Source organism: Lysobacter sp. P5_B12 (assembly GCF_056400425.1).
The window spans coordinates 45,156-69,273 of the sequence record NZ_JBFULG010000004.1; the positions used below are offsets into that span (position 1 = coordinate 45,156).

28 protein-coding genes are annotated in these 24,118 nt (G+C 66.9%); 15 read left to right on the forward strand and 13 right to left on the reverse strand.

What is annotated here, in order from left to right; genetic code table 11:
- Window positions 1-15: 15 nt before the first annotated feature.
- Window positions 16-423: a hypothetical protein gene (locus AC1DOM_RS08010; RefSeq protein ID WP_498962019.1), complete on the forward strand. Its 408-nt coding sequence runs from the start codon at window positions 16-18 to the stop codon at window positions 421-423.
- Window positions 424-430: 7 nt separating this feature from the next.
- On the opposite strand, the gene kynU is transcribed toward AC1DOM_RS08010, so the two are convergent.
- Both kynU and AC1DOM_RS08020 read right to left on the reverse strand, forming a co-directional pair.
- Window positions 431-1,720 (reverse strand): kynureninase, encoded by a 1,290-nt coding sequence (kynU, locus tag AC1DOM_RS08015; RefSeq protein WP_498962020.1) that lies wholly within the window; start codon window positions 1,718-1,720, stop codon window positions 431-433.
- An 11-nt stretch (window positions 1,721-1,731) separates the two neighbouring features.
- On the reverse strand, window positions 1,732-2,748 hold the full coding sequence (locus AC1DOM_RS08020; protein ID WP_498962022.1) for an amidohydrolase family protein: 1,017 nt from the start codon (window positions 2,746-2,748) through the stop codon (window positions 1,732-1,734).
- Window positions 2,749-2,807: 59 nt separating this feature from the next.
- On the opposite strand from AC1DOM_RS08020, the gene AC1DOM_RS08025 reads away from it, so the two are divergent.
- Window positions 2,808-3,236, forward strand: a complete 429-nt coding sequence (locus AC1DOM_RS08025) for a hypothetical protein (RefSeq protein ID WP_498962023.1) — start codon at window positions 2,808-2,810, stop codon at window positions 3,234-3,236.
- Between the two features lie 43 nt (window positions 3,237-3,279).
- Here AC1DOM_RS08025 and AC1DOM_RS08030 read toward each other — a convergent pair whose 3' ends face one another.
- Together AC1DOM_RS08030 and AC1DOM_RS08035 are read right to left on the reverse strand one after the other, a co-directional pair.
- Complete coding sequence (locus AC1DOM_RS08030; RefSeq protein WP_498962025.1) at window positions 3,280-3,627, reverse strand: hypothetical protein; 348 nt, start codon at window positions 3,625-3,627, stop codon at window positions 3,280-3,282.
- A gap of 70 nt (window positions 3,628-3,697) precedes the next feature.
- Window positions 3,698-4,660, reverse strand: coding sequence for a hypothetical protein (locus AC1DOM_RS08035; protein ID WP_498962027.1), 963 nt, complete (start codon window positions 4,658-4,660; stop codon window positions 3,698-3,700).
- A gap of 155 nt (window positions 4,661-4,815) precedes the next feature.
- On the opposite strand from AC1DOM_RS08035, the gene AC1DOM_RS08040 reads away from it, so the two are divergent.
- The 4 genes from AC1DOM_RS08040 (at window position 4,816) to AC1DOM_RS08055 (ending at window position 10,539) form a co-directional block, all read left to right on the forward strand.
- Window positions 4,816-5,331, forward strand: a complete 516-nt coding sequence (locus tag AC1DOM_RS08040; protein ID WP_498962029.1) for a DUF4760 domain-containing protein — start codon at window positions 4,816-4,818, stop codon at window positions 5,329-5,331.
- Between the two features lie 244 nt (window positions 5,332-5,575).
- The gene (locus AC1DOM_RS08045) at window positions 5,576-9,079 is read left to right on the forward strand and encodes a hypothetical protein (RefSeq protein ID WP_498962031.1); all 3,504 of its coding nucleotides are present in this window, start codon (window positions 5,576-5,578) and stop codon (window positions 9,077-9,079) included.
- 165 nt (window positions 9,080-9,244) lie between these two features.
- Window positions 9,245-9,619: a hypothetical protein gene (locus AC1DOM_RS08050; protein ID WP_498962033.1), complete on the forward strand. Its 375-nt coding sequence runs from the start codon at window positions 9,245-9,247 to the stop codon at window positions 9,617-9,619.
- A gap of 62 nt (window positions 9,620-9,681) precedes the next feature.
- Window positions 9,682-10,539, forward strand: coding sequence for a hypothetical protein (locus tag AC1DOM_RS08055; RefSeq protein WP_498962035.1), 858 nt, complete (start codon window positions 9,682-9,684; stop codon window positions 10,537-10,539).
- Window positions 10,540-10,546: 7 nt separating this feature from the next.
- Here AC1DOM_RS08055 and AC1DOM_RS08060 read toward each other — a convergent pair whose 3' ends face one another.
- Genes AC1DOM_RS08060 through asnS form a run of 9 tightly spaced genes read right to left on the reverse strand, consistent with a single transcriptional unit; the run spans window position 10,547 to window position 17,065 of the window.
- Window positions 10,547-11,077, reverse strand: a complete 531-nt coding sequence (locus AC1DOM_RS08060) for a 3-hydroxyanthranilate 3,4-dioxygenase (protein WP_498962037.1) — start codon at window positions 11,075-11,077, stop codon at window positions 10,547-10,549.
- Between the two features lie 2 nt (window positions 11,078-11,079).
- Window positions 11,080-11,514, reverse strand: coding sequence for a RidA family protein (locus AC1DOM_RS08065; RefSeq protein WP_498962039.1), 435 nt, complete (start codon window positions 11,512-11,514; stop codon window positions 11,080-11,082).
- Window positions 11,511-12,176: a carbonate dehydratase gene (can, locus tag AC1DOM_RS08070; protein ID WP_498962041.1), complete on the reverse strand. Its 666-nt coding sequence runs from the start codon at window positions 12,174-12,176 to the stop codon at window positions 11,511-11,513. The genes AC1DOM_RS08065 and can overlap by 4 nt, the downstream gene beginning before the upstream one ends.
- Entirely contained in the window at window positions 12,173-13,594 is a 1,422-nt protein-coding gene (locus tag AC1DOM_RS08075; protein ID WP_498962043.1) for an aldehyde dehydrogenase, read from the reverse strand. Before AC1DOM_RS08075 ends, can begins: the two co-directional genes overlap by 4 nt.
- Before the next feature lie 10 nt (window positions 13,595-13,604).
- Window positions 13,605-14,390: an SDR family oxidoreductase gene (locus AC1DOM_RS08080; RefSeq protein ID WP_498962045.1), complete on the reverse strand. Its 786-nt coding sequence runs from the start codon at window positions 14,388-14,390 to the stop codon at window positions 13,605-13,607.
- Window positions 14,380-15,024, reverse strand: a complete 645-nt coding sequence (locus tag AC1DOM_RS08085; RefSeq protein ID WP_498962047.1) for an FMN-binding negative transcriptional regulator — start codon at window positions 15,022-15,024, stop codon at window positions 14,380-14,382. The genes AC1DOM_RS08080 and AC1DOM_RS08085 overlap by 11 nt, the downstream gene beginning before the upstream one ends.
- A gap of 6 nt (window positions 15,025-15,030) precedes the next feature.
- Window positions 15,031-15,357, reverse strand: a complete 327-nt coding sequence (locus AC1DOM_RS08090; protein WP_498962049.1) for a hypothetical protein — start codon at window positions 15,355-15,357, stop codon at window positions 15,031-15,033.
- The gene (locus AC1DOM_RS08095) at window positions 15,350-15,655 is read right to left on the reverse strand and encodes a hypothetical protein (RefSeq protein ID WP_498962051.1); all 306 of its coding nucleotides are present in this window, start codon (window positions 15,653-15,655) and stop codon (window positions 15,350-15,352) included. The genes AC1DOM_RS08090 and AC1DOM_RS08095 overlap by 8 nt, the downstream gene beginning before the upstream one ends.
- 9 nt (window positions 15,656-15,664) lie before the next feature.
- The gene (asnS, locus tag AC1DOM_RS08100; RefSeq protein ID WP_498962053.1) at window positions 15,665-17,065 is read right to left on the reverse strand and encodes an asparagine--tRNA ligase; all 1,401 of its coding nucleotides are present in this window, start codon (window positions 17,063-17,065) and stop codon (window positions 15,665-15,667) included.
- 108 nt (window positions 17,066-17,173) lie between these two features.
- On the opposite strand from asnS, the gene AC1DOM_RS08105 reads away from it, so the two are divergent.
- The 9 genes from AC1DOM_RS08105 to AC1DOM_RS08145 all read left to right on the forward strand — a co-directional run bounded on the left by AC1DOM_RS08105 (window position 17,174) and on the right by AC1DOM_RS08145 (window position 24,081).
- Window positions 17,174-17,512 (forward strand): HesB/IscA family protein, encoded by a 339-nt coding sequence (locus tag AC1DOM_RS08105; RefSeq protein WP_498962055.1) that lies wholly within the window; start codon window positions 17,174-17,176, stop codon window positions 17,510-17,512.
- A gap of 167 nt (window positions 17,513-17,679) precedes the next feature.
- Window positions 17,680-18,099 carry a 30S ribosomal protein S6 gene (rpsF, locus tag AC1DOM_RS08110; protein WP_498962057.1) on the forward strand — a complete coding sequence of 140 codons (420 nt, stop codon included), beginning with the start codon at window positions 17,680-17,682 and terminating at the stop codon, window positions 18,097-18,099.
- A gap of 11 nt (window positions 18,100-18,110) precedes the next feature.
- Window positions 18,111-18,341, forward strand: a complete 231-nt coding sequence (rpsR, locus tag AC1DOM_RS08115; RefSeq protein WP_498962059.1) for a 30S ribosomal protein S18 — start codon at window positions 18,111-18,113, stop codon at window positions 18,339-18,341.
- Between the two features lie 74 nt (window positions 18,342-18,415).
- Window positions 18,416-18,868: a 50S ribosomal protein L9 gene (gene rplI, locus AC1DOM_RS08120; protein WP_498962061.1), complete on the forward strand. Its 453-nt coding sequence runs from the start codon at window positions 18,416-18,418 to the stop codon at window positions 18,866-18,868.
- Between the two features lie 175 nt (window positions 18,869-19,043).
- Window positions 19,044-20,456 (forward strand): replicative DNA helicase, encoded by a 1,413-nt coding sequence (locus AC1DOM_RS08125; RefSeq protein WP_498962063.1) that lies wholly within the window; start codon window positions 19,044-19,046, stop codon window positions 20,454-20,456.
- Between the two features lie 38 nt (window positions 20,457-20,494).
- Window positions 20,495-20,695, forward strand: coding sequence for a hypothetical protein (locus tag AC1DOM_RS08130; protein WP_498962065.1), 201 nt, complete (start codon window positions 20,495-20,497; stop codon window positions 20,693-20,695).
- Between the two features lie 16 nt (window positions 20,696-20,711).
- Complete coding sequence (alr, locus tag AC1DOM_RS08135; protein WP_498962067.1) at window positions 20,712-21,803, forward strand: alanine racemase; 1,092 nt, start codon at window positions 20,712-20,714, stop codon at window positions 21,801-21,803.
- Window positions 21,804-21,839: 36 nt separating this feature from the next.
- Window positions 21,840-23,288 carry a WS/DGAT/MGAT family O-acyltransferase gene (locus tag AC1DOM_RS08140; protein WP_498962069.1) on the forward strand — a complete coding sequence of 483 codons (1,449 nt, stop codon included), beginning with the start codon at window positions 21,840-21,842 and terminating at the stop codon, window positions 23,286-23,288.
- A 106-nt stretch (window positions 23,289-23,394) separates the two neighbouring features.
- Complete coding sequence (locus AC1DOM_RS08145) at window positions 23,395-24,081, forward strand: YiaD family glycine zipper/OmpA-like lipoprotein (protein ID WP_498962071.1); 687 nt, start codon at window positions 23,395-23,397, stop codon at window positions 24,079-24,081.
- Window positions 24,082-24,118 lie beyond the last annotated feature (37 nt).

The following is a 24,118-nucleotide window of genomic DNA, read 5'->3' on the forward strand; positions in this document are numbered from 1 at the left end:
ACGCCGGACCGTGTCATGCACATCGCCACCGAAGACCAGATGTTCGACCTCACGAACACGCTCCTCAGGCTGGCCGCAACGAAGCTTTCCGAAAGCAGGTTCGAAATCTTCGGCCTGGCCATTCAACTGGATGGGCAACTGGCCCACGTCGTCTCCCGGGACGAGGGCGAACCCACGATCGACGGCATCGCGGCCACCTGCAAGCGCGTACAGGCCGCGTGCCTGGCCTTCGGGATCTTCGCCATGATCGAAGTGCAAGGCGAGCCGGACGCATGCCTTTTCACGATGGCCATCGAAAAGCGCTGGGCGGGCGCCGTCTGCTCGTTCGGCCTCATCGCGAAGGGGCCGGACGGCTTGTACGACGTGCAGGCCGGACACCATGTGCCGGCGACGCCCAGCCTGTTCGTCAAGGTCCATCACTGAGCGCGCGTCAGCGATCGCGCCAACGCGCCACTTCCGTCGCGAAGCGCAGGATGTCCGTGCGCGTGTTGTACAGCGGCGCCGGCGAAATGCGGATGACATCCGGCTCGCGCCAATCGCCGACCACGCCGCGCGTGGCGAGATATTCGAAGAGGTCGCGCCCCGCGGCACGCCCCGACAACCCGCGGCCCTGCAGCACGCGGAGCGACAACTGCGCGCCACGGCGTTCGCTTTCGCGCGGGGTGACGATCTGCAGCGTGTCGGACAAACGCGCGCGAATCAGCGATTCGAGATAACCGGTCAATTCGAGCGAGCGTGCACGCAGCCGATCCATGCCCGCGCGCGCGAACACGTCGAGCGATGCGCGCAACGGCGCGAGGCCCAGGATCGGCGGATTGCTCAACTGCCAGCCATCGGCGCCCGGCGTCGGCACGAAGCGGCCGTCCATGCGGAAGCGCGAGGCCTGGTCGTGTCCCCACCAACCGGCGAAACGCGGGCGCGTGGTGTTCGCATGACGCGCGTGCACGAAGCAACCGGCGACCGCGCCCGGGCCGGAATTCATGTACTTGTAGTGGCACCACACGGCGAAGTCGGCGCCACTGTCGTGCAGCGCGACCGGCAGGTTGCCGACCGCATGCGCGAGATCGAAACCGACGATCGCACCGGCCGCGTGGCCCAGGCGCGCGATTTCCTTCAGGTCGAAGGCTTGCCCGGTACGGTATTGCACGCCGGGCCAGACGACCGCGGCCAGGCGCGGGCCGTGTTGCGCGATCGCGCGTTCGATGGCTTCCATCGAAAACGTGCCGTCGGCTTCGTCGGGTTCGAGTTCGATCAGGTCGGTCGCCGGATCGAAGCCGTGGAAGCGCACCTGCGATTCCAGTGCATGCCGATCCGACGGGAAGGCGCCGGCTTCCATCAGGATCGCCGGCCGCTCGCGCGTCGGGCGGTAGAAGCTCACCAGCATCAGGTGCAGGTTGGCCGTCAGCGTGTTCATCGCCACGACTTCCGCAGGCTCGGCACCGACCACGTCCGCGAGCGCATCGCGTACCAGGCCGTGGTAGGGCATCCACGGCGCGGGTTCGAGGAAGTGGCCTTCGACCGCTTCGTTCGCCCACTTGTCGAGGACTTCCTCGACCATCGCGCGCGCGCCCTTCGGCTGGAGGCCGAGCGAGTTGCCGCAGAAATACGCCTGCGGCGCGCCGTCGTGGACGGGGATGTGGAAGTCGTTGCGGAAATCGCGCAGCGGATCGGCGGCGTCGAGCGCGGCGATGCGGTCGACGTCGAACAGGGCGTCATTCATGTGCAGATGCTTCAGGCGCCCTGGAAACGCGAGGCATGCAGCCCCAGCCATTCCAGCGCGGTGCCGTGGTAGAGGCGGGCCTGCTCGGTGGGCGACAGGTCGAGCGCGGCGATGCCGGCGCCCGGTTCCTGCTCGCCGAGCGGGAAGGGATAGTCGGTGCCGAGCATGATGCGTTCGGCGCCGCAGGTGTCGATCAGGTATTGCAGCGCACGCGGATCGGCGACCCACGAATCGAAATACATCCGCGCCAGGTATTCGCGCGGATTGCGGAAGTTGTCGGTGGCCACGAGGTCCGGCCGCATGTTGAACCCGTGTTCGATGCGGCCGATCGTGTAGGGGAAGCTGCCGCCGCCGTGCGCCATGCAGATGCGCAGGTTCGGCAGGCGTTCGAGCACGCCGCCGAACACCAGGCAGCAGGCGGCGCGCGATTGTTCGGCCGGCATGCCGACCAGCCACGGCAGCCAGTACTTGGGCATCGATTCGGCGCCCATCATGTCCCACGGATGCACGAGGATCGCCGCGCCCAGTTCGCTCGCCGCTTCGAAGAATTCGAACAACTCCGGCGCGTCGAGGTTCCAGTCGTTGACGTGCGAACCGATCTGCACGCCCTGCAGGTCCAGCTGGTCCATGCAGCGTTCGAGCTCGCGCACGGCCAGCGACGGCGATTGCAGCGGCACCGTGCCGATGCCCGCGTAATGCTTGGGATAGGCGCGGCAGGCTTCGGCGGTGTGGTCGTTGAGCGCTTGGTGCAATTCGAGCGCGTGGTGCGGCTTGGCCCAGTAACTGAACATCACCGGCACCGTGCTGATCACCTGCACCTGCACGCCGAACCGTGCGTAGTCGTCCAGTCGGATCTTCGGATCCCAAGTCTTGGGCCAGATCTCGCGGAAGAACTTGCCGTCCTTGTAGATGCGGTGCCGCCCGTCGTCGCCGTGGTGGATGACCGGGAAGCGCAGGTCGCCGTACTTGGCGGCGAGGTCGGGCCAATCGCGCGGGAGGAAGTGGGCGTGGGTGTCGATCTTGAGCATCCGACAAGCTTACCGGAGGCGCTGCATCGGGCGCAGTCCCGAGGGCATACTGCGGCCCCATGGACGAGTCTGTGCGTGCTAACTGGAAATGGTGTGCCGTTCTGCTGGCGGCGACGGCGGCGACGCCCACGCACGCCGCCGTGATCGCCACCGCCACCGGCAAGGACGGCGCGTCGATCCGCCTCACCGATGAAATGCCGGCCTCGTGCAACCAGGCGAGTTTCCACGGCGGCGCGCGCATCCAGCGCGCGGGGAAGGTGCAGAACGGGTGCTGGGCCTTCGACTGGAAGACGCGCGTGTTCCTCGTGGTCCCGCTCAAGCCGCGGACGGTGACTGAAGGCGTGGTCCAGGGCGTGACCCGCATGCTGGATGGCGAAAGCGCCGCGGCCATGCGCGAGTTCCAGTCGCGCGACACGATCGACCAGGCCAACGCGTTGCGCATGCGCGCCAGCGACTTCAAGTGGATTGGCAAGAAAGTCGGGCAATAACCCGTCGATTCAATCGCTTGGCTGGCCTATCTCGCGCAAAACCTCACGCCCCGCGCAGGGGGATCCGGCGGAACAGCACCGTCTCGTTCCGCTCGCCCGGTGTCAGCGTGATGCATTCGCGCCACGTCGCCGTGTTGGGGAAGGCCGCCCGCATCGCGGCTTCGAGCGCCTGGAATCCCGCGCGTGTTTCGCCGACCACGATGCACCGCTCGCCGACGGAAAACGCGAGATGGGCCTCGTTCGCGCAGACGTGATCGCACATCCACGCGCGGATCTCGCACACCGTCTGCCAAGCGACGAACAACGCGCCGCACGAAAACCCGTGCGGCGTCACCGTGACCGGCGAATCCACCGCGGTCCTGCGCGTGTTGAGGGTGTGGATCGTGCCCATCGTGCCTCCGTCGTGTCTCCCACCAGACGGATCGCGGGCTTGCGAGCGGACACGCGCGGATGGCGACCGCTCAGGGATTCAATCGGAAGCTCGCCCCCGAATACGCTCCCTGGAAGCTGTCGATGCGCTTTCCCGTGGACTGCCGCACCAGGCCGTCGAGCGATTCGAACTGCGGGGAGCCACGCTGGTACGCGTACTGCGTGCCGATGTTTTCGATCCGCGCAGCCGGCGCACCGGATACCTGCGAGGCGTGGTATCCGCTGAGGAGGACATGCGACACCTGCGCACCGTCCTGCAGTTGGAGATGCCAGTTCACCGGTTCGTAGCTGCTCAGGACCAGCACGATCGGACGCGTGCCCGTCGCCACGAACACATTCACGGTGCCCGCCTGGCGCGGGCCGGCGAACGAATGCACGCCATCGGCCGCCTCGTAGACACCGATCGCGACCACCCTGGCATCGGAGGGAACGTCGATTTGGCCCGGGGGTGTCTGGTCGGCAAAGTGCGTCGTTTCGTAGGACCGAGGGCTCGCGGGCGCGGCGGGGGCGTCGATCCTCGGCGCGGAGGCGGCGGGCCCCCTTGGCGTGCCGGTTGCGCTTTCCCTCTCGACGACCACGCGCGGGGCCGTGACCGCGCGCGCGGGCCCGACAACGGGCGGTGCCATGCGCGGTTCGCCAAGCATCGCGCTGCGACGATCCTGCAGCCATTCGAGCAAGCGCGCATCCGCGTCGGCGAAGCAGGCCGTGTCGATGAGCTTCTCGCGGATCTGGTCGTTGCCGTCGAACACCCCGGGCACGTAACCCGCGGCGCAGCGCAGGGCGCGCTTGTCCATGCGATCGCGCAGCTCCGCGTCGAGCGCCGATGCGTCCATCTTCTGCGCGCGTGCAGCGGCGAACATCGCTTCCTGCGCCGCAGCGATCTCATCGCCCGGCGGCAGTGCCGCATTGATGCGGTCGGCGGGCGCGACCTGGCATCCGGCCAGCGAAAGTAACCCGGCGCACGAAAGCGTGCGCACGCAGATTCGAAGCGTCATTCCGTTGTCCCCGGTTACCTCGGGCGCAGTCTAGCCAAATCGCACACGGGGGATTTCGTGGACCTGGGAATCGACCTCATCGATCCTTGGCGCCGAGGTACGGATGAGCCTGGCGGGATTGCCGCCCGCGGGCGTTTCCGGCGTTCGTGAATGCCATGAACCTCCAGGACATCGGCAATCTCGCGCAGGCCATCGGCGCCGCGACGGTGGTGGGCGGCACGATCTTCGCGCTGGTGCAGTTCTTCGAATACAAGCGCCAGCGGCAGGATGCCGCCATCGCCGAAGTCATGCGCACCTTCATCAGCGCCGAACTCGCGCGCGCCCTGACCATCCTGATGGCGATGCCCGATGGCGTGTCGGTCGAGCGCCTGCGCGAGGGCGGGTTCGAAGCCGAATACGCGGGCGTGCTGGTCTGCACGACCTTCGAAACCCTCGGCGTGCTGGTCTACAAACGCATCGTGCCGTTCCGCCTGGTGGTCGAACTGGCGGGCGGCATCATCGTGGTGATGTGGCGCAAGCTCGGGCCGTGGTTGATCCACACCCGCGAACTCCAGCAGCAACCCTCGTGGGCCGAGTGGTTCGATTGGCTCGCGCAGAAATGCGAGCGTTACAAGGATGAGCGCACGCCGGCCTACATCCGGCACGCCGACTGGGTGCCGCCGCGTCGTTGAATCGCCTGCCGTCGGTGGACTTAACGCTCGCGCATTCAGGTCGGGAATGGGGAAAACCCTTCCCCCTTTTTTCGCGGCTCTGCTGTCCGGCGACCTTCAGGCGCGTCGTTGAACCTCATGGACACACGCGCATCACCGTGCGTTAGCACATGACGCTAACGCGTCGACGCACACGATGCGCCCGAGACGCCAGGACATTGAGGCCGCGAGTGCATTCGGCCGCTGAATGGCGCGAGGAAGGGACATGGACAAGCATCGCAGCGTTGTTGCGTTCTTCCTGATGTGCGGCACAGGCGCGCTGCTCGCGGCCGCCGGTGACACGCTGACCACGCCGGACAACGGCATCACGGCCGACTTCGCGTTCCGCCCATCGATTCCCTTCCAGTCGCTCAAACAGGTTCCGACCTGGGAAGAGATCTCGCGCTTGCTCGATTCGCCCAACGCGATCGCCGCCTGTCCGCCCGATGCGACGGGACAACCGATGCTCGGCAACGCGCAGGGATATCCGGCGCGGTGCGCGACCGTGCAGCGGCGACGTTCGTATCTGCCGCCCGGTTGCACCTACGATCCGACGACCGGTTTGCCGCCGTGCAACGACGCGCTGCTGCCGCGCCTGCTCGTGCAACCGCTCAACTACAACCCGGTCACGGGCGAACAGACGCGCATTCTCGATCCTGCCTTCCCGGGCCTTGCGAGTTTCGCCAGTCGCGGTCCGGTGTCGTCGGGCGCCTCGCGTCTTCCGAACGGCCTGCGGCCCGTGCTCGATTTCAACAGCCCGTTCCGCAACGACGGCGGCGACCCCGGCGAACCCAACGGCTACTCGCAGCCCGGCGTCTGCGGTAACGACCCGGTCGCCGGCTTCACCGAAACGCGCGCGGCCTGCGCGGGCAACACCGGTCGCCTGATCGATCCCTCGCGCCTGGGCAACGGGCAACCGCGCGGGATCGTCACGCGTTTGCGCAAACCGACGGTCGGCCAGAACTATCTCGTCAACTCCGATGCGGCGCTCGCAGGGCGACAACAGTTCCTCACCGCATCGAACCCGGGCGACTTCGTGCGCGATCCGGCGATGGCGACGGTGTTGGGCAAGGCCTTGTTCTGGGACATGCAGTTGGGCAGCGACGGCGTGCAGGCCTGCGGTTCGTGCCACTTCAATGCGGGCACCGACAACCGCATCCGCAATTCGATCAACCCCAATCACCTGGGCGGCGACACGCGCCTGGAAATCTTCCGCAACCGCCACCTGGATACCGACGAAACCGCGGCCGACCAGGACGTCAATCGCGACCTGGCCACCGTCGACTGGCCGACGCATCGCCTGGCCAACCAGGGCATCCCCGGCGAGCCGCTGATCAACCCGCGCAACAACATCCGCGACAGCAACGACATCATCGGTTCGATGGGCGTGCGCCTGCGGGGCTTCACCGACATCCAGGTGCCGGGCACGACGTCCTTCGCCGCGGCGAACAACGGCGTGAGCGCGTTGCTTCCGGAAATCGGCACGGCCATCACCGACGAGATTCCGCTGTATCGCAACAAGCGGCGCGTCGAGCCGCGCAATACGCCGTCGATGATCAATGCGGCGTTCTACTACGACAATTTCTGGGATGGCCGCGCGAGCCACGACTTCAACGGCGGCAGCGTGTTCGGTGCAGCCGATCCGCAGTCGCATGTGTTCGTCGATTCCGGCGGAACCTTGCAACCCACGCGCCAACTGATCCGCTTCTCGTCGGTCGCCTCGCAGATCGTCGGCCCCGCGCTGTCGGATTTCGAGATGTCCTATCGCGGCCGCAGTTGGCCGAAGATCGGCAAGAAGCTGCTGCAGGGCAACGGCAGCGCCGCGCTTCCCAATGTCACGCCGCTGGCCAATCAACTCGTTTCGCCGAGCGACAGCGTCCTCGGGCCGTTCTCGAACCAGGGCGGTTCGCGCTGCGCGGCGCTCGGGCGTGCGACGGCCGCCGGTCGTCCGGGCCTGTGCACGACGTATCGCGAATTGGTGCAGGGCGCGTTCTTCCCGGCCCTGTGGCAGAACAACGCGCAACACTTGAACGGAACGGTGCGTCGATGCACGAGCGCGGTCAACGGCGTGGTGACGCCGGCCGGATGCGATCCCTTCGACGGCTTCGTGCTGGCCGTCGCGGCAGGCGCATCGGCGCCGACCAACCGCATGCAGTTCAGCCAGATGGAAGCGAACTTCCCGCTGTTCGCCGGGCTGGCGATGCAGGCCTACATCGAGATCCTGATTTCCGACGACACGCCGTTTGATCGCTTCCTCGATCGTAATCCGCAGGCCTTCGTGGCGTTCACGCAGAACATGTCGAACTGCGTCAACACCGGCGGCCGGCAGCCGTGCATCACGGTGACCGAAGGATTCACGCGCGCGGTGCCACCCGATCCGCGCGACGACCGCCTGCGCGGCGTCGACATCTTCTTCGGCACCAACCTCAGTGGCCGCAACCCGAACTTCCAGAACGCGCGCTGCGGCAATTGCCATGCGGGCGGACTGATGAGTTCGAACAGTTGGCTCAGCACCAGCCGCCTGACGATGCAGGACTTCGTGCCCGAGTTCTCCACGCCCGGCACGAAGCTCGCGCGGCGGCCGATGGGCATGCCGCGCCTGGTGTCCGGCTTCCTGCTCGAATCGCTGGTCATGGGCAATGCGGGCAATGCGCTGCGCCGCGATTTCATCAGCCCGCGCTTCGGCCTGGACGCCAACGGCCAATCGCGCCCGGCGGGTGCGGCGTTCTTCGATACGGGCATGTACAACATCGGCGTGCGGCCGAGCGACGAAGACGCGCTGCGCGGCGGCAACGACCCCTGGGGTTGGCCGCTGTCGCTGATCGCGTTGCAGTTGAAGAACCTGGGTGGGCCGGCCATGATTCCCGGCACGCGCCTGCCGACCTTCAATCCGAATGCGACGGCGGATTGCTCACCGCGTTGCACGACCGGCGGCCTGTTCGCGCGCACCGCGCAGGACCAGAACATCAATCCGGGTTTCAGCTCGCGCCTGATGACGCCGCGCTTGCCGGGAACGATGTGGCCGTGGATTCCGCCTTTCATGATGGGCAAGGCGCATCCGGTGTTCGACGAAGTCGACAACGGGCTCAACACCGTCACCACCGTGCCGTTGCAGGATGGCTTCCTCGACGTGCGCGGCCCGTTCAATCCGCGCGCGCGCCTGAACCAGCAGACCAATGCGGCCGAAGGTGCGTTGGCCGGCACGTTCCCCAACGTCAACCGCATCGGCGGCAACGGCGGGGTGAAGGTGCCTTCGCTGCGCAACATCGAACTGACCGGCCCGTACTTCCACAACGGCGGCAAGGTAACGTTCCGCCAGGTGATCAACTTCTATGCGCATGGCGGCGATTTCCCGATCACCAACGCGCCGGACAAGGATGGGCACATCGTCGACCTGGACCACGAAGTCCCGATCGTGCTGAGCCCGAACGAACGCAATGCGATGGCGGCCTTCCTGCTGTCGCTGACCGACGAACGCGTCGCGCATGAGCAGGCACCGTTCGACCGGCCCGAGCTGTTCGTCCCGGTCGATGGCCGCGCACCGGACAACACGGGCGGGCGTTCGCGGATCATCACGCAGTCGGCTGCGACCAGCGCGTGCGGCCTGGCGATCTGCTTCCGCCGCCTGGCGCCGACGGGCGCGGCGGGACATGCGGCGCGCGTGCCGGCGTTCCTCAACGTGCAACGCGTTCCGACGCCCGGCGTGAACAACGACATCTTCGACCAGTAGCGCGAGGACGCGATGCGCAACGCGGGTCGGGTGATCGTCGGAGTGGTGCTATTGGTGGCGGCGTACGCCATATGGAACGCGCGGCATCCGTCGCGCGTTCCGGAGGTCGTGCCGGTGCGGCAGGCGACCGTTGAAACGCCCGGCGCGCCGAGCGAATCACCGCAAATGCCGGCGCAACCGAAACAACGGATGGTCGTCGCCTTCAAGATCGATCCCGACCTGATGCGCGGCAGCTTCCTCGGCGATCGCTGGGTGTCGCCGCCGACCTTCGAATTCGCGCAACCGGGCAGGGAATACACCACGCACGCCAAGCTGCAGGAAATCGGCGAGGACGGCACGCGCACGGACCTCACCGGCGATTGGTCGACGAGCGCGCCGGAAATGATCGCCATCAGCCACGATGCCGCGGGGCAGGTGACCATCGTCGTGCGCGAGGCGGGACAGGGGCAGCTGTTCGCCGCCGCCGGCGGACAGCGCAAGGTGTTGCAGGTGCGCGCCACGCGGACCGCCGACGCGATGGAGGTCGCGTTCGTGCAATAGCTTGCGCCCCGATGCCGGGCCGTGGCCCAATCGGCGGAACAAGGGGACCCGGGGCTGCATCGATGGCAACACGCATGACTTCGCCGCTCGCCGGCATCCGGTGGCTGCGCGATGCCATCAATCTCGGTGGGCGCAATCCGCGCACATTGCTGTTGGCCGCGGCACTGGTGCTGGTTTGCGGGCTCGTGCCGAGTGTGTTCACGACGGGGCTGCAGTTCCTGTTCCCCAACAACCCGACGATGTTCGTCGTCGCGATGGTGCTCTCGATCCTGTTCGGCCTGGCGCTCTCGCCGATCTTCGCCGGGTTCCTGCAGGTGATCCATGCGATCGAAACCGGCCAGCCGACGCGTGCGCTTGCGATCTTCGCGCCGTATCGCACGGGCGTGTGGAAACCCGTCATCGGATTTTCGTTGCTGCTGTGGGGCGTGTATGCGATCGCCTTCGGGCTGATCGCCCTGGCCGCGGGCGCGGACGGGCGGGCGCTCTATGCGGACATGTGGACGGCGGCGAACACGCACGTTCCGATGGCACCGCGGACCGATTTCCCGCCGGGGCTGCTGCGCGCGTTCGCCGTCGCCTGCATCTGCGTGCCGCTGATCGCGGGATGCTGGGTCATCGGCTACGGGCAGGTGGCGATCGGGCGGCAGCGGGTCGTTGCCTCCTTCGTCGATGGCCTGGCGGGGACGCTGAAGAACATCCCGGCGATGATCGTGCTGCTGATCGCCTGGTTTCTCCTGGGCATCGTGCTGCTGATCGTCTTCCTGATCGTCGCCGCCATCCTCGGCCTGATCGCGAAGCTGGTCGCCGCGTGGCTGGCCGTGGTGCTGCTGGTGCCGCTGTATGTCGCGCTGCTGCTCGGCCTCTACATCATCGGGGGCGGCGTGGCCTATGCGATGTGGCGCGAGATCTGCGCGCCCTGATGCCCGATCAGGTGTCGGGCATCACGTAACGGTCGGGCGCCGGATTCAGGTGCCCGCACTGCTTGCAGGTGCGGTGTTCGCGCGAGGAATAGAAGCGGTCGAACACCGGCGGGAAGTCGAGCTCGATGTTCCCGAGCTTGAAGAATTCCTCGTACAACTTCGCATTGCACTGCTCGCAGAACCACAGCAGGCCGTCGAGCTCGTGCGGCAGGCGCTTGCGTTCGATGACCAGGCCGACCGAATCGGGCATGCGCTGCGGCGAATGCGGCACGCGCGGCGGCAAGAGGAAGGTCTGGCCGGCGCGGATCGGGATGTCGCGCACCGCGCCGTCTTCCTGGATGCGCAGGACCATCTCGCCTTCGAGTTGGTAGAACCACTCGGCGCCTTCGTCCCAGTGGTAGTCGGTGCGCGCGTTCGGGCCGCCGACGACCATGACGATGAAATCGCCGTCGTACACGCACTTGTTGCCGACCGGCGGCTTGAGCAGGGGGCGGTGTTCCTCGATCCAGGCTTGCAGGTCGAGCGGGGCGGGCAACATGGTCAATCCTCCGCGCGGCGCAACGCGGCGACGCACTTGAGTTCGATCGCGATCGGCGTGGGCAGCGCGGTGATGCCCAGCGTCGTGCGGCACGGCGCGGAGGCCGGATCGGCGAAATGTTCGGCCCACACCGCGTTGTAGGCCTTGAAGTCGCGCGCCATGTCGGTGAGGTAGACCGTCACGTCGACGAGGTCTTCCCAGCGCGCGCCGCTTTCGGTGAGCACCGCGCGCACGTTCGCGAACACCGCGCGCGCTTGGGCTTCGATGTCGTATTTGCGCAGGCGGCCATCGGCGAAATATTCGTTGCCGGCGATTTCGTTGGTCGCCGGGTCGCGCGGGCCGATCCCGGAGAGGAACAGCAGGTCGCCGACGCGACGTGCGTGCGGATACACGCCGACGGGTTTGGGGGCGGAGCTGGCCTGGATGACGTCGCTCATTCGCGGACCTTCGACTTGCGCGTGCGTTCGATCGCCGCATCGTAGGACGCCTGCAACTCGTCGGCCGACGACACGCCCAGCCCGAGGTCGTTGACGCGTCCGTCCAGCAGCGAGTAACACCAACCGTGCACGCTGAGCGTCTGCCCGCGCGCCCAGGCATCCTGCACGATGGTGGTCTGGCACACGTTGACCACCTGTTCGATCACGTTGAGCTCGCACAGGCGCGCGTGACGCATCGACTCGGTGTCCACTTCCTCCAGCAAGGCCGCGTGTTTGTTCGCGACATCGCCGACATGGCGCAGCCAGTTGTCCGCAAGGCCCACGCGCTTGCCGGTCATGCTCGCGTGCACGCCGCTGCAGCCGTAGTGGCCGGTGACCAGGATGTGCTCGACCTTCAGCAGGTCGACCGCGAACTGGATGACCGACAGGCAGTTGAGGTCGGCATGCACGACGACGTTGGCGATGTTGCGGTGGACGAAGACTTCGCCCGGGTCGAGCCGCATGATCTGGTTGGCCGGCACGCGCGAATCCGAACAGCCGATCCACAGGTACTTCGGCGATTGCTGGCTCGACAGGCGTTTGAAGAAGCCGGGGTCTTCGCGGCGGACCTGTTCGGCCCATTCGCGGTTGTTCTGCAGCAGGTCGTCGAGGCGTCGGCTCACAGCGCGATTCCTACGTTGCGTGGGTCGGTGAAGAAACGCATCGCTTCCAGTCCTCCCTCGCGGCCCAGGCCCGATTGGCCCATGCCGCCGAACGGCGTGCGCAGATCGCGCATCAGCCAGGTGTTGATCCAGACCATGCCCACGCGCAGGCGTGCGGCCACTTGGTGCGCGCGATTGAGGTCGCGCGTCCACACCGATGCCGACAAGCCATAGTCGCCGACATTCGCGCGGTGCAGCGCTTCTTCGTCGTCTTCGAAGGATTGCAGCGTGGCGACGGGCCCGAAGATCTCGTCGCGATTGGTCGCGCAGTCCGGCCCCAGCCCGTCGATGACCGTCGGCGCGATGAACCAGCCCGGGCGCTTGATCACATCGCCGCCGCAGCGCACCTGGCCGCCTTCGCTGCGCGCACGCGCGATGGCGGCGACGACCTTGTCGAAGTGCGCCTGCGAAACCAGCGGACCCAAATCGATGTCCGGGTCGATGGGATCGCCGACGCGCAAGGCGAGCACGCGTTCGACGAAGGCATCGCGGAACTCGGCGTAGATGCGGCGCTCCACGAGCACGCGCGATCCGCACAGGCAGATCTGGCCGCTGTTCTGGAACGACGAACGCACGATGGTGTCCAGGTGGCGCTCCCAGTCGCTGTCGGCGAAGACGAGCGTGGGGTTCTTGCCGCCCAGTTCCAGCGAGACTTTCTTGAGCAGGGGCGCGGCGAGCGTCGCGATGCGCTTGCCGACCGCGGTGCTGCCGGTGAACGAGATGGCCTTGGTGCGCGCATCGATCACGAGCGGTTCGCCGACGTCGGGCCCCAGGCCATGCACGATGTTGAGCACGCCTTTCGGAAAATCGATTTCGGCGGCCAGTTCGGCGAGCATCGTCGCCGTGTGCGGCGTGACTTCCGACGGCTTGGCGACCACCGTGTTGCCCGCGGCAAGCGCTGGCGCGATCTTCCAGGTGAACAGATACAGCGGCAGGTTCCAGGGCGAGATCGTGCCGACGATCCCGAGCGGTTGCCGCAAGGTGTAGTTGAGGCCGGCCTGGCCGTGGTGCGATTCGCTGGAGAATTGCGTGGCCGCGTGCGCGAAGAAACGCAGGTTGCTGATCGCGCGCGGGATCTCGACCTCGCGCGCCAGCCGCAGAGGTTTGCCGCCGTCGCGCGATTCGGCGTGCGCGAAATCGTCCAGCCGCGCTTCGATGGCATCGGCGAGGCGTTCCATCCAGCGTGCGCGTTCGCTGTTCGGCAAGGCCGACCACGCGGGGAACGCGCGTTCGGCCGCCGACAACGCCGCGTCCACGTCGCGCGCATCGCCGGCGGCGACCTGCGCGAAGGGGGTTGCAGTGGCGGGATCGAACACGTCGAGCCAGCGGCCACTGGCCGCTTCGCGTGCTTGCCCGTCGATCCAGTGCATCAATCGCATGGCGGCCAGCTTACAGCGACTTCGTGCGCCCGCCGTCGACCGGCAGGTTCACGCCATTGATGTACCCCGCCGCGGGCGCGCACAGGAACGCGATGACCGCGCCCAGTTCGGCCGCATCGGCGAAGCGCGCCGCGGGGACCGTCGCGAGCATGCCCTTGGCGATCGCCTCTTCGGTTTGGCCCGTCGCTTTCGCGCGGTCGCCGAGGATCTGGTCCAGGCGCTGCGTGCGCGTGTAACCGGGCAGCACGTTGTTGACGGTGATGCCGTCGCCGCCGATTTCGGTCGCGAGCGTCTTGGACCAGCTCGCCACCGCGCCGCGGATCGTGTTCGAAACGCCCAGGCCCGCGATGGGTTCCTTCACCGACGTGGAAATGACATTGACGATGCGCCCGAAGCGCGCGGCGCGCATGCCGGGCAACACGGCCTGCACGAGCGCCTGGTTGGCGAGCAGGTGCTGGCGGAACGCACGCTCGAATGCGTCGCTCTGCGCGGTGTTCAACTGGCCGCCCGGCGGGCCGCCGGTGTTGTTGACCAGGATGTGCACGGGTTTGCCGGCGGACAGTGCCTGCGCTTGCGAAAGCAGGCGTTCGGTCTCGAGCACGTCGGCGGAAATCCAGCCGTGCTGCTGGCCGTCCTTGCGCGGCAATTCGTTCGCGAGCGTTTCGAGCACGTCGGCGCGGCGCGCGAGCAGCGTGACATCGGCGCCGAGCAAGGCCAGCTCGCGCGCGGCGGCGCGGCCGATGCCTTCGGAAGCGCCGCACACGAGCGCGTGCTTGCCGGTGAGATCAAGATCCATGCGGTTCTCCGGCGCGCGAGGCGACCAGCGCCTCGTGCATCCATTGGGCGACGGCGCGCGCGTCGTCGGTGTCCTGTGCGGCGAGTTTGCCGATGGCCGCTTCGCGATTGGCGTCGGGGTGGTTCTGGTTGAGCTTGGCTTTCAGTTCGACGCGTTCGACGTGGAGACGAAAGCCCACGATGCCGCGCAATTGCGAACGGTGCGCCTCGTCGTCGACATAGCGCCAGTCTTCGCCGGCCTGCGCTTCGAAACGTGCGCTGAGGTCGGCGACGATGGCGGCGAGGTCATCGTTGTCGGTCAGGCGTTCGAGCGTGCCGTGGAGATGCGCGACGACGTAGTTCCAGGTCGGCACGCGCGTTTGCGCAATCTTGTCCGGATACCACGACGGCGAGATATAGGCATGCGGGCCATGAACGATCGCGAGCGCGCGGCCGGTGTGCGCCGACTGCGGATTCGGTTTCGCCCAGTGCCCGCGCAAGGAAAGACGCTCGCAGTCGCGTTCGAGCAGGACCGGCAGATGGCTGATGCACGGCGCACCGTCGACGACGGTGACCAGCGTGACGAAGGGATCGGCCGCGAGCAGCGCGTCGAGCGCGGCAGGGTCGTTCGAGGCGTAGGCGCGGGGGATGTACATCGGACGTCAGTGGCGCGGCGGGAGTTGCAGGACCATGGCGGCGCGCAGGGCTTCATCCGAATCGGCGTGCGGCGGCGCGACTTCGGTCAGGTCGAAACCGCGGTCGGCCGCGTCTTCGTAGTCCAGGCCGTCGTATTCGACGAACTCGGCATCCATCAGGGCCGCGCGTGCGGTGTCTTCGCTGTCGTAGGCCAGCGTGTTGCCGTCGCTGTCGAACACTTCGGCCGTGCCCGCTTCGCGCAGGCGCAGGCGCGCCCACACGATCGTGCGGCCGAGCGTCGCCAGCCACCAGGTGGTCGGTTCGTTGCCTTCGTCCATGCGTTCGTCAGCCATATGCTTCCGCCCAGAGCCACAACAGGCCGGCCAGCGCGAGCCCGGCGATGATCACGATCAGCGAGATGCGCGCCGGCGTCGCCAGTCCGCTGAGATTGCGATCGCGCGCATCGTAATAGCCGCCGCGCAACAACCACGCGAGCGCGGCAGGCTTGAGGAACGCACCGGTGCCCAGCAGCGCGGACACCTCCGGATTGCGATCGCGGATGTGCACGAGCGCGAGCGGCCAGAAAATCACGAAGGCCGTGGCGCCGGCGATGGCCAGCGCGAGGAAGAGCAGGGCGAAGAATAAAATCATTGAACGGGATCAGAACTCCGCATGGCCCGGCGTGCGCGGGTAGGGGATCGCGTCGCGGATGTTCGACAGGCCGCAGACGTACACGACCAGGCGTTCGAAGCCCAGGCCGAAGCCCGCGTGCGGCACCGTGCCGTAACGGCGGAAGTCGCGATACCACTGGTAATGCGCCGGATCCAGGCCGAACTGCGCGATGCGCGCGTCGAGCACGTCCAGGCGCTCCTCGCGCTGCGAGCCGCCGATGATTTCGCCGATGCCCGGCGCGAGCACGTCCATCGCCGCGACCGTCTTGCCGTCGTCGTTCAGGCGCATGTAGAAGGACTTGATGTGCTCGGGGTAGTTCATCACCACCACCGGGCGGCCGACGTGTTGCTCGGTGAGCCAGCGTTCGTGTTCGGTCTGCAGGTCCAGGCCCCATTCGACCGGGAAGTCGAACTTCACTTTCGAGGCCTGCAACAGCTTGATCGCGTCGGTGTATTCGATGCGTTCGAACGGCGCGTTGACGAACATCTCCAGGCGCGAGACCGCATCCTTCTGCACGCGTTCGGCGATGAAGGCCATGTCGTCGGCGCGCTCGGCGAGCACGGCGCGGAACAGGTACTTGAGGAAGTCCTCGGCCAGGCGGGCGTCGGTGTCCAGGTCGGCGAAGGCGATCTCCGGCTCGATCATCCAGAACTCGGCCAGGTGGCGCGTGGTGTTGCTGTTTTCCGCGCGGAAGGTCGGGCCGAAGGTGTAGACCTTGCTCAGTGCGAGGCAGAAGGCTTCGACGTTGAGCTGGCCGGAGACGGTGAGGAAGGTTTCCTTGCCGAAGAAGTCGCGCGAGAAATCCACCGCGCCGGCGGCATCGCGCGGCAGGTTGGCCATGTCGAGCGTGGAGACGCGGAACATCTGGCCCGCGCCTTCGGCGTCGGAGGTCGTCACGATCGGCGTGTTGACCCAGTAGAAGCCCTGCTCGTGGAAGAAGCGGTGCACCGCCTGCGCCAGGCAATGGCGGATGCGCGTGACCGCGCCGAACAGGTTGGTGCGCGGGCGCAGGTGGGCGACCTCGCGCAGGAATTCCAGCGAATGGGGCTTGGGCTGGATCGGATAGGTTTCCGGATCCTCGACCCAGCCGACGACCTCGACCTGCGTGGCCTGGATTTCGTAGGACTGGCCCTTGCCCTGCGAGGGCACGAGCGTGCCGCGCGCGAGAACCGCGCAGCCGGCGGACAGATGGCGGACTTCGTTCTCGTAATTGGCCAGCGCGTCGGTGGCGACCACCTGGATCGGCGCGAAGCACGAGCCGTCGCTGACGTGGACGAAACTGAGGGAGGCGGTCGCGTCGCGCCGGGTACGTACCCAGCCGCGGACCGTGACTTCGCCGCCGGCGGGCATCTTGCCCGAGAGCGCGTGTTCGACGCTGACCACCGTCATGCCTTGAATCCTCTGGATACTGAGACCACTTCCTGAACCGACAAGTGTATCCGGACCGGCTGCGTCGGTCCGCCCCCGCTACAATGTCGGCACCCACCGGAGTCCTGCATGCCCGTCCTTCTCGCACCCGCCGCCCTCGACCGCATCCGCGGTTACCTGCAAGACGCGCCCGGCGCGCTCGGGCTGCGTTTCGGCGTGAAGAAAACCGGCTGTTCGGGCTGGGGCTACCTGGCCGACATGGCCAGGGACGAACGCCCCGGGGACACCGTGTTCGAACAGGACGGCGTGCGGATCTACGTCGATGCCGAGAGCCTGGAGCTCGTGGACGGCACCACGATCGACTTCGTGAAGCAGGGCCTCAACGAGCAGTTCGTGTTCGTCAACCCCAACGTGACGGCCGAATGCGGCTGCGGGGAAAGCTTCACGACCAAGGCCGACGCCGCCTGAGCGCCCCCGATCGCGGGGCAGGCTTGTGCTAACTCCCTGATTCCCCCATAATTTCGCGCCCCGCGGAACGCCCGCGGGTTTCTTGCTCCACCGGGTGGCTGTACGCGTACCTCTCCCCGGGGGGCTGTCCGGCCTGGTTTGCCAGGCCACATCCTCAAGGAACCACCATGCGTCATTACGAAGTCGTGTTCCTGGTCCATCCGGACCAGAGCGAGCAGGTGCCCGCCATGATCGAGCGCTACAAGTCGCTCATCGAAAACGGCAAGGGCACCATCCACCGTCTCGAAGACTGGGGCCGCCGCCAGCTGGCCTACCCGATCGCGAACCTGGTCAAGGCGCACTACGTGCTGCTGAACATCGAAGCCGACCAGGCCGTGCTCAACGAACTCGTCGACACCTTCCGCTTCAACGACGCGGTGCTGCGCCACCTGGTCATGAAGCGCGACGACGCGGTCAGCGAGCAGTCGCTGATCATGAAGAACAAGGACGAGAAGGGCGACAAGCCCGAGCGTGGCGAACGTCGCCGCCGCGATGACGACGGTGCCGTGGGTGCCGCCGACAACGACGACGCCGCCGAAGCCGCCTAAGGAGCACACCCATGTCCAAGTTCTTCCGCCGCCGCAAGTTCTGCAAGTTCACCGCCGAGGGTGTCAAGGAGATCGATTACAAGGATCTCAACACGCTCCGCCAGTACCTCACCGAGACGGGCAAGATCGTGCCGAGCCGCATCACGGGCACGAAGTCGAAGTACCAGCGCCAGCTGCAGTCGGCCGTCAAGCGCGCCCGCTTCCTGGCCCTGATCCCGTACACGGATAACCACGACGCGTAAGCGTTTCGTCCATTCGGACAGCAATCAGTTGCGGCGCGCCACGTGCGCGCCGCTAACGAATCGGAGCAAATGAAATGGATCTGATCCTCCTGCAGAAAGTGACGAACCTCGGCGGCCTCGGCGACAAGGTCAAGGTCAAGCCGGGTTACGGCCGCAACTTCCTCGTGCCGCAGGGCAAGGCCGTGCCGGCCACCGCCGCCAACGTCGCCGAGTTCGAAGCCAAGCGCGCCGAGTACGAAGCCAAGGCCAAGGCCGCCCTCGATGGCGCCGAAGGCCGCAAGGCGCGCCTGGAAGGCACCTCGGTCACCATCGCCGCCAACGCGTCGACCGAAGGCAAGCTCTACGGTTCGGTCGGCCCGCGCGACATCGCCGATGCCCTGACCGCCGCCGGTACCCCGGTGGAGAAGTCGGAAGTGGTGATGGGCGAAGGCCCGCTGCGCAACATCGGCGAATACGACGTCCTCGTGCACCTGCACGCCGACATCGAGACGACCGTCAAGGTCATCGTCGTCGCCGAAGCCGCGTAATCCGAAATCGCAAGAAATGAAGCGGGCGCCCCTCGGGCGCCCGTTTTTTTTGTGTCGCGTCCGGTGAGATTGGATTGCGGTGCGATTTGCACCGGTTATCCACAGAGTTGTCTGCAACGCACGTCGCCTGTTGGCGACTAGGATCGCCCGTCGGGGCAGGGGAGATGGAATACCAATGAGCGTGCGCCAAGGGATGCGTTCGGATGCCGCGTTTGCGACGCGCAACGACCACAGGGTCGAGCAGTTGCGTGTACCGCCGCAATCGGTGGAAGCCGAACAGGCCGTCCTCGGCGGATTGATGCTCGCTCCCGACGCGTACGACCGCGTCGCCGACCTGCTCGTCGAGCCCGACTTCTATCGCCGCGACCACCAGTTGATCTGGCGCGCGATCCGCGAGCTGGCCGAACGCAACAAGCCCTACGACGCGGTGACGCTGGGCGAATGGTTCGAGTCGATGGGCCTGGCCGAACAGGTCGCCGGCGGCGCGTACCTGATCGAACTGGCGAGCACCACGCCGTCGGCCGCCAACATCAAGGCCTACGCCGAGATCGTGCGCGACAAGGCGGTGCTGCGGCAGCTGATCGACGTCGGCACCGAAATCGTCAACGACGGCTTCATGCCCGAAGGGCGCGACAGCGCCGAGCTGCTGGCGAAGGCCGAGCAGGACGTGTTCGCGATCGCCGAAGCCGGCGCGCGTGGCCGCACCGATTTCACCCCGGTCAACAAGGCGCTGTCCGAAGCCTTCGACGTGCTGCAGAAGCGCTACGAATCCGGCGGCAGCATCACCGGCCTGCCCACCGGCTACACCGAATTCGACGAAATGACCGCCGGCCTGCAGCCGACGGACCTGGTGATCCTCGCCGCGCGCCCGGCGATGGGCAAGACCACGCTCGCGCTCAACATGGCCGAGTACGCCGCGCTGAAGACCAAGAAGGCCGTGGCGGTCTTCTCGATGGAAATGTCGGCCTCGCAGCTCGCGCTGCGCCTGATCTCCTCGGTGGGCCGCGTCAACGCCACGCGCTTGCGCACCGGCCAGCTCGAGGACGAGGACTGGAGCCGCGTCACCGGCGCGATCCGCCAGTTGCGCGAGGCCAAGGTGTTCATCGACGACACGCCCGCGCTCTCGCCCGACATCCTGCGCGCCAAGGCGCGCCGCCTGAAGCGCGAGCACGACCTGGGCCTGATCGTCATCGACTACCTGCAGCTGATGGCCGTGCCCGGCAACAGCGAGAACCGTGCGACGGAAATCTCGGAGATCTCGCGCTCGCTCAAGGGCCTGGCCAAGGAGCTCAACGTCCCGGTGATCGCGCTCTCGCAGCTCAACCGCTCGCTGGAAACGCGTACCGACAAGCGCCCGGTGATGGCCGACCTTCGCGAATCGGGCGCCATCGAGCAGGACGCCGACGTGATCGTCTTCATCTACCGCGACGACTACTACAACAAGGAAAACTCGCCGGACAAGGGCCTGGCCGAAGTGATCATCGGCAAGCAGCGTAACGGCCCGACCGGTTCGATCAAGCTGAAGTTCTTCGGCGAATACACGCGGTTCGACAACCTGTCCCACGACTCGGTGGGCAGCTTCGAGTAAGCGGATGGGTCGGTTTCCAACGTAACGGAGGATCGGCGATGGCGTACGTGTACACGGTGGAATTCCGATACGGGCCGCAGGCCGGGAACGACGCGCCCGACGCGGGGGTTCGAAAACACATCCTCGCCGACGACCGCTACGAGGCCGTGCAATTGGCCCGCCAGCTGCTGCGCGTGCAGGACCCGTGCATCGACGCCGAGCGCATCGATCTGTTCAAGGTGGTCCGCCGGCCGTCGTGACCCTTAGACTTGCCGCATGGCAAGACCGACTTCCGCGACGATCCACACCGACGCCCTCCGCCACAACCTCTCGCAGGTCCGCGCCCGCGCGCCCAGCAGCCGCGTGATGGCGGTGGTCAAGGCCGACGGCTACGGCCATGGCCTGGAACGCGTCGCGCGCGCGCTGCAGGGCGCCGACGCCTTCGGCGTGGCGGCATTGAGCGATGCCGAACGCCTGCGCGCGGCGGGGCTCTCGCAACCGATCGTGTTGTTGTCGGGTTTCGATGCGGCCGACGATCTTCCCCAATTGCGCCGCCTCAATGTCGAAACCGTCGTGCACCACGCCACGCAACTGGCGATGCTCGAACAGGCGCCCGACGGCGATCCGATCCGCTGCTGGCTCAAGGTCGACAGCGGCATGCATCGCCTGGGCTTCGCGCCCGAAGCGGTGCGCGATGCGTATGCGCGCATGCGGGCGATGCCCGCGGTCGCCGACGGCATCGTGCTGATGAATCATTTCGCCAGTTCCGACGAATTCCCCGATGCACCGGGCGACGGCGCGCAGACGCGCGCGCAGATGCGCTTGTTCGACGAAGCCACCGCGGGCCTGGCCGGCGCGCGTTCGCTCGCCAATTCCGCGGCCGTGCTCGGCTGGCCCGATGCGCACGCCGACTGGGTGCGGCCTGGCGGCGCGCTGTACGGCATCTCCGTGGTCGAGGGCACCACCGGCGCGGACTTCGGCCTGCGCCCGGCGATGACGCTCGGCACGCGGCTGATCGCGGTCAATCGCGTGCGCAAGGGCGAACGCATCGGCTACTCGGCCACGTGGACCTGCCCCGAGGACATGCCCATCGGCGTGGCCGCGATCGGTTATGGCGACGGCTATCCGCGCCACACGCCCTCGGGCACGCACGTGTTGCTGGACGGGCGCCCGGCGCCCATCGTCGGCCGCGTTTCGATGGACCTGATGACGCTCGACCTGCGCGGCCACCCCGATGCCAAGCCCGGCGATCCGGTGATCCTGTGGGGCGATGGCTTGCCCGTGGAAACCATCGCCGCGGCCGCGGACACCATCGGCTACGAGCTGGTGTGCTCGATCACGCGCCGCGTGCGCTTCGTCGAGGCCTGAGGCAAACTCGCGGGCAATCCCGGAGAGGAATGCCGCATGGCCACGAAGGCCCGCCGCAGGCGCGCAACGCGCGAACCGATGTCGCGGGTCGACACCGCGTGGCTGCGCATGGAACGCGGCACCAACCCGATGATGATCACCGGCGTGCTGATGTTCGCCGAGCCGATGTCGCTCAAGGCGCTGAAGCAGGTGATCAAGACGCGCTTCCTCGACTACGCGCGTTTCCGCCAGAAGCCCGTCGACACGCCCGCGGGCGCGTACTGGCAGGACGACGAACACTTCGACCTGGATTGGCACGTGCAACTGGCGGCGTTGCCGGGCAAGGGCGGCAAGCGCACGCTCGAGCGTTACGTGAGCCAACTCGCGTCGACGCCGCTCGATGCGAGCCGCCCGTTGTGGCAATTCCATCTCGTCGAAACCTACGACGGTGGCTCCGCGCTCGTCGCGCGCATCCACCACAGTTACGCCGACGGCATGGCGCTGGTGCAGGTGCTGCTCTCGCTCACCGATACCTCGCCCACGCCGACGAAGGGCAGCGACCTGGACAAGGCGTGGTTGAAGGAAGAGGGCGCATCGGTCGCGCGCCGCGTGGGCGCCGCGCAACGCGCGATGAAACTCGGCGGAAAAATGCTGGGGCAGGGCATGGCGATCTATCGCGATCCTTCGCTCGGCGCCTTGCTCGCGAAGGAAGGCAGCGAAATCGCGCGCGAATTGTTGCAGGCGCTCGCCTTGCCCGACGATCCGCCGTCGCTGTTGCGCGGTGACCTGGGAACGACGAAACGCGTCGCCTGGGCCGAGCCGCTCGACCTGGACGAGGTCAAGGCCGTCGGCCGCGCCACCGGTTTCACCGTCAACGACGTGCTGATGGCCGCGGCGGCCGGTGCACTGCGCAGCTACATGCTCGAACGCGGCGCGGACATCGACGGCATCACCTTGCGCGCGACCGTGCCGGTCAACCTGCGTCCCCTCGAACACGCGAAGAAACTCGGCAACCACTTCGGCCTGGTGTTCCTCGACCTGCCGGTGGGCGAAGCGAACCCGCTGCGTCGCCTGGAATTCGTCGGCGAATGCATGCACCAGTTGAAGGCCTCGCGTCAGGCGATCGTCGCCTTCGGCCTGCTCGCCGCGCTCGGTGTCGCGCCGCCGGCGGTGCAATCGCTCGCGCTGGAGTTGTTGAGCCGAAAGGCGACGACGGTCGCCACCAACGTGCCGGGCCCGCAACAACCCTTGTATTTCGCCGGTTGTACCGTGCGCGAGATGATGTTCTGGGTGCCGCAGAGCGGTTCGATCGGCGTGGGCATTTCGATCCTGAGTTACAACGGTCGCGTGCATTTCGGCTTGATCGCCGACGCGAAGTTGATCCCCGATCCGGATGCGGTGATTCGCCGCTTCGGTCCGGAATTCGACAAGTTGTTGTACCTGGCCTTGATGGGCGACTGGGAACGCGAGCTCGATTCGGTCGCCGCCGAAGCGTTGATGGCCTGACTGTTTCTTGAACGCGCACGCGGGCTCCTCACCCGTTCCGCACGCAGCTCTGCTTAGCTTGGCGCCCGTATTCAGCGGACGTCCCCCAAGCAAGGAGCTGCACAGAATGAAGATTTCGATGATCGCCGGTTTCGTGGCCGCAGGCCTCGCGTTGACCGCCTCCGGTTGCGCCTCCTACACCGGCCAGACCAATGCCCCCGACGATCCCAACCGCACGCAGCGTGGCGCGTTGATCGGCGCCGCGATCGGCGTGGCGGCGGGTTTGCTGACAGGCGACGATGCGGTCGAACGCCGCCAGCACGCGCTTGTCGGCGCGGGCGTCGGTGCACTCGCCGGTGGCGCCGTCGGCGCTTACCAGGACAAGCAGGAAGCCGCGCTGCGCCGCGACATGGCCGGCACCGGCGTGGATGTCGTGCGCCAGGGCGACAACATCACGCTCAACATGCCCAGCGGCATCACCTTCGACTTCAACAGTTCGACGCTGAAGCCGGAATTCGGCGGCGTGCTCGACAAGGTGTCGCAGACGCTGACGCAATACAACAAGACCGTCGTGGAAATCGCGGGTCATACCGACAGCGTCGGCACCGACCAGTACAACCAGGCGCTCTCGGAACGTCGCGCGAATTCGGTCGCCGGTTACCTGGGTTCGCACGGCGTGCTGCAGCAGCGCATGATCGTCGTCGGCGCGGGCGAAACGCGTCCGATCGCGAGCAACGACACCGAGTCGGGCCGCGCGCAGAATCGCCGCGTGGAGATCACGCTGGTGCCGGTGGAGCAGCAGTCGGGCGGTTGATCGCCTGGAGCGATGCGAAAAGGGCCGCCGAAAGGCG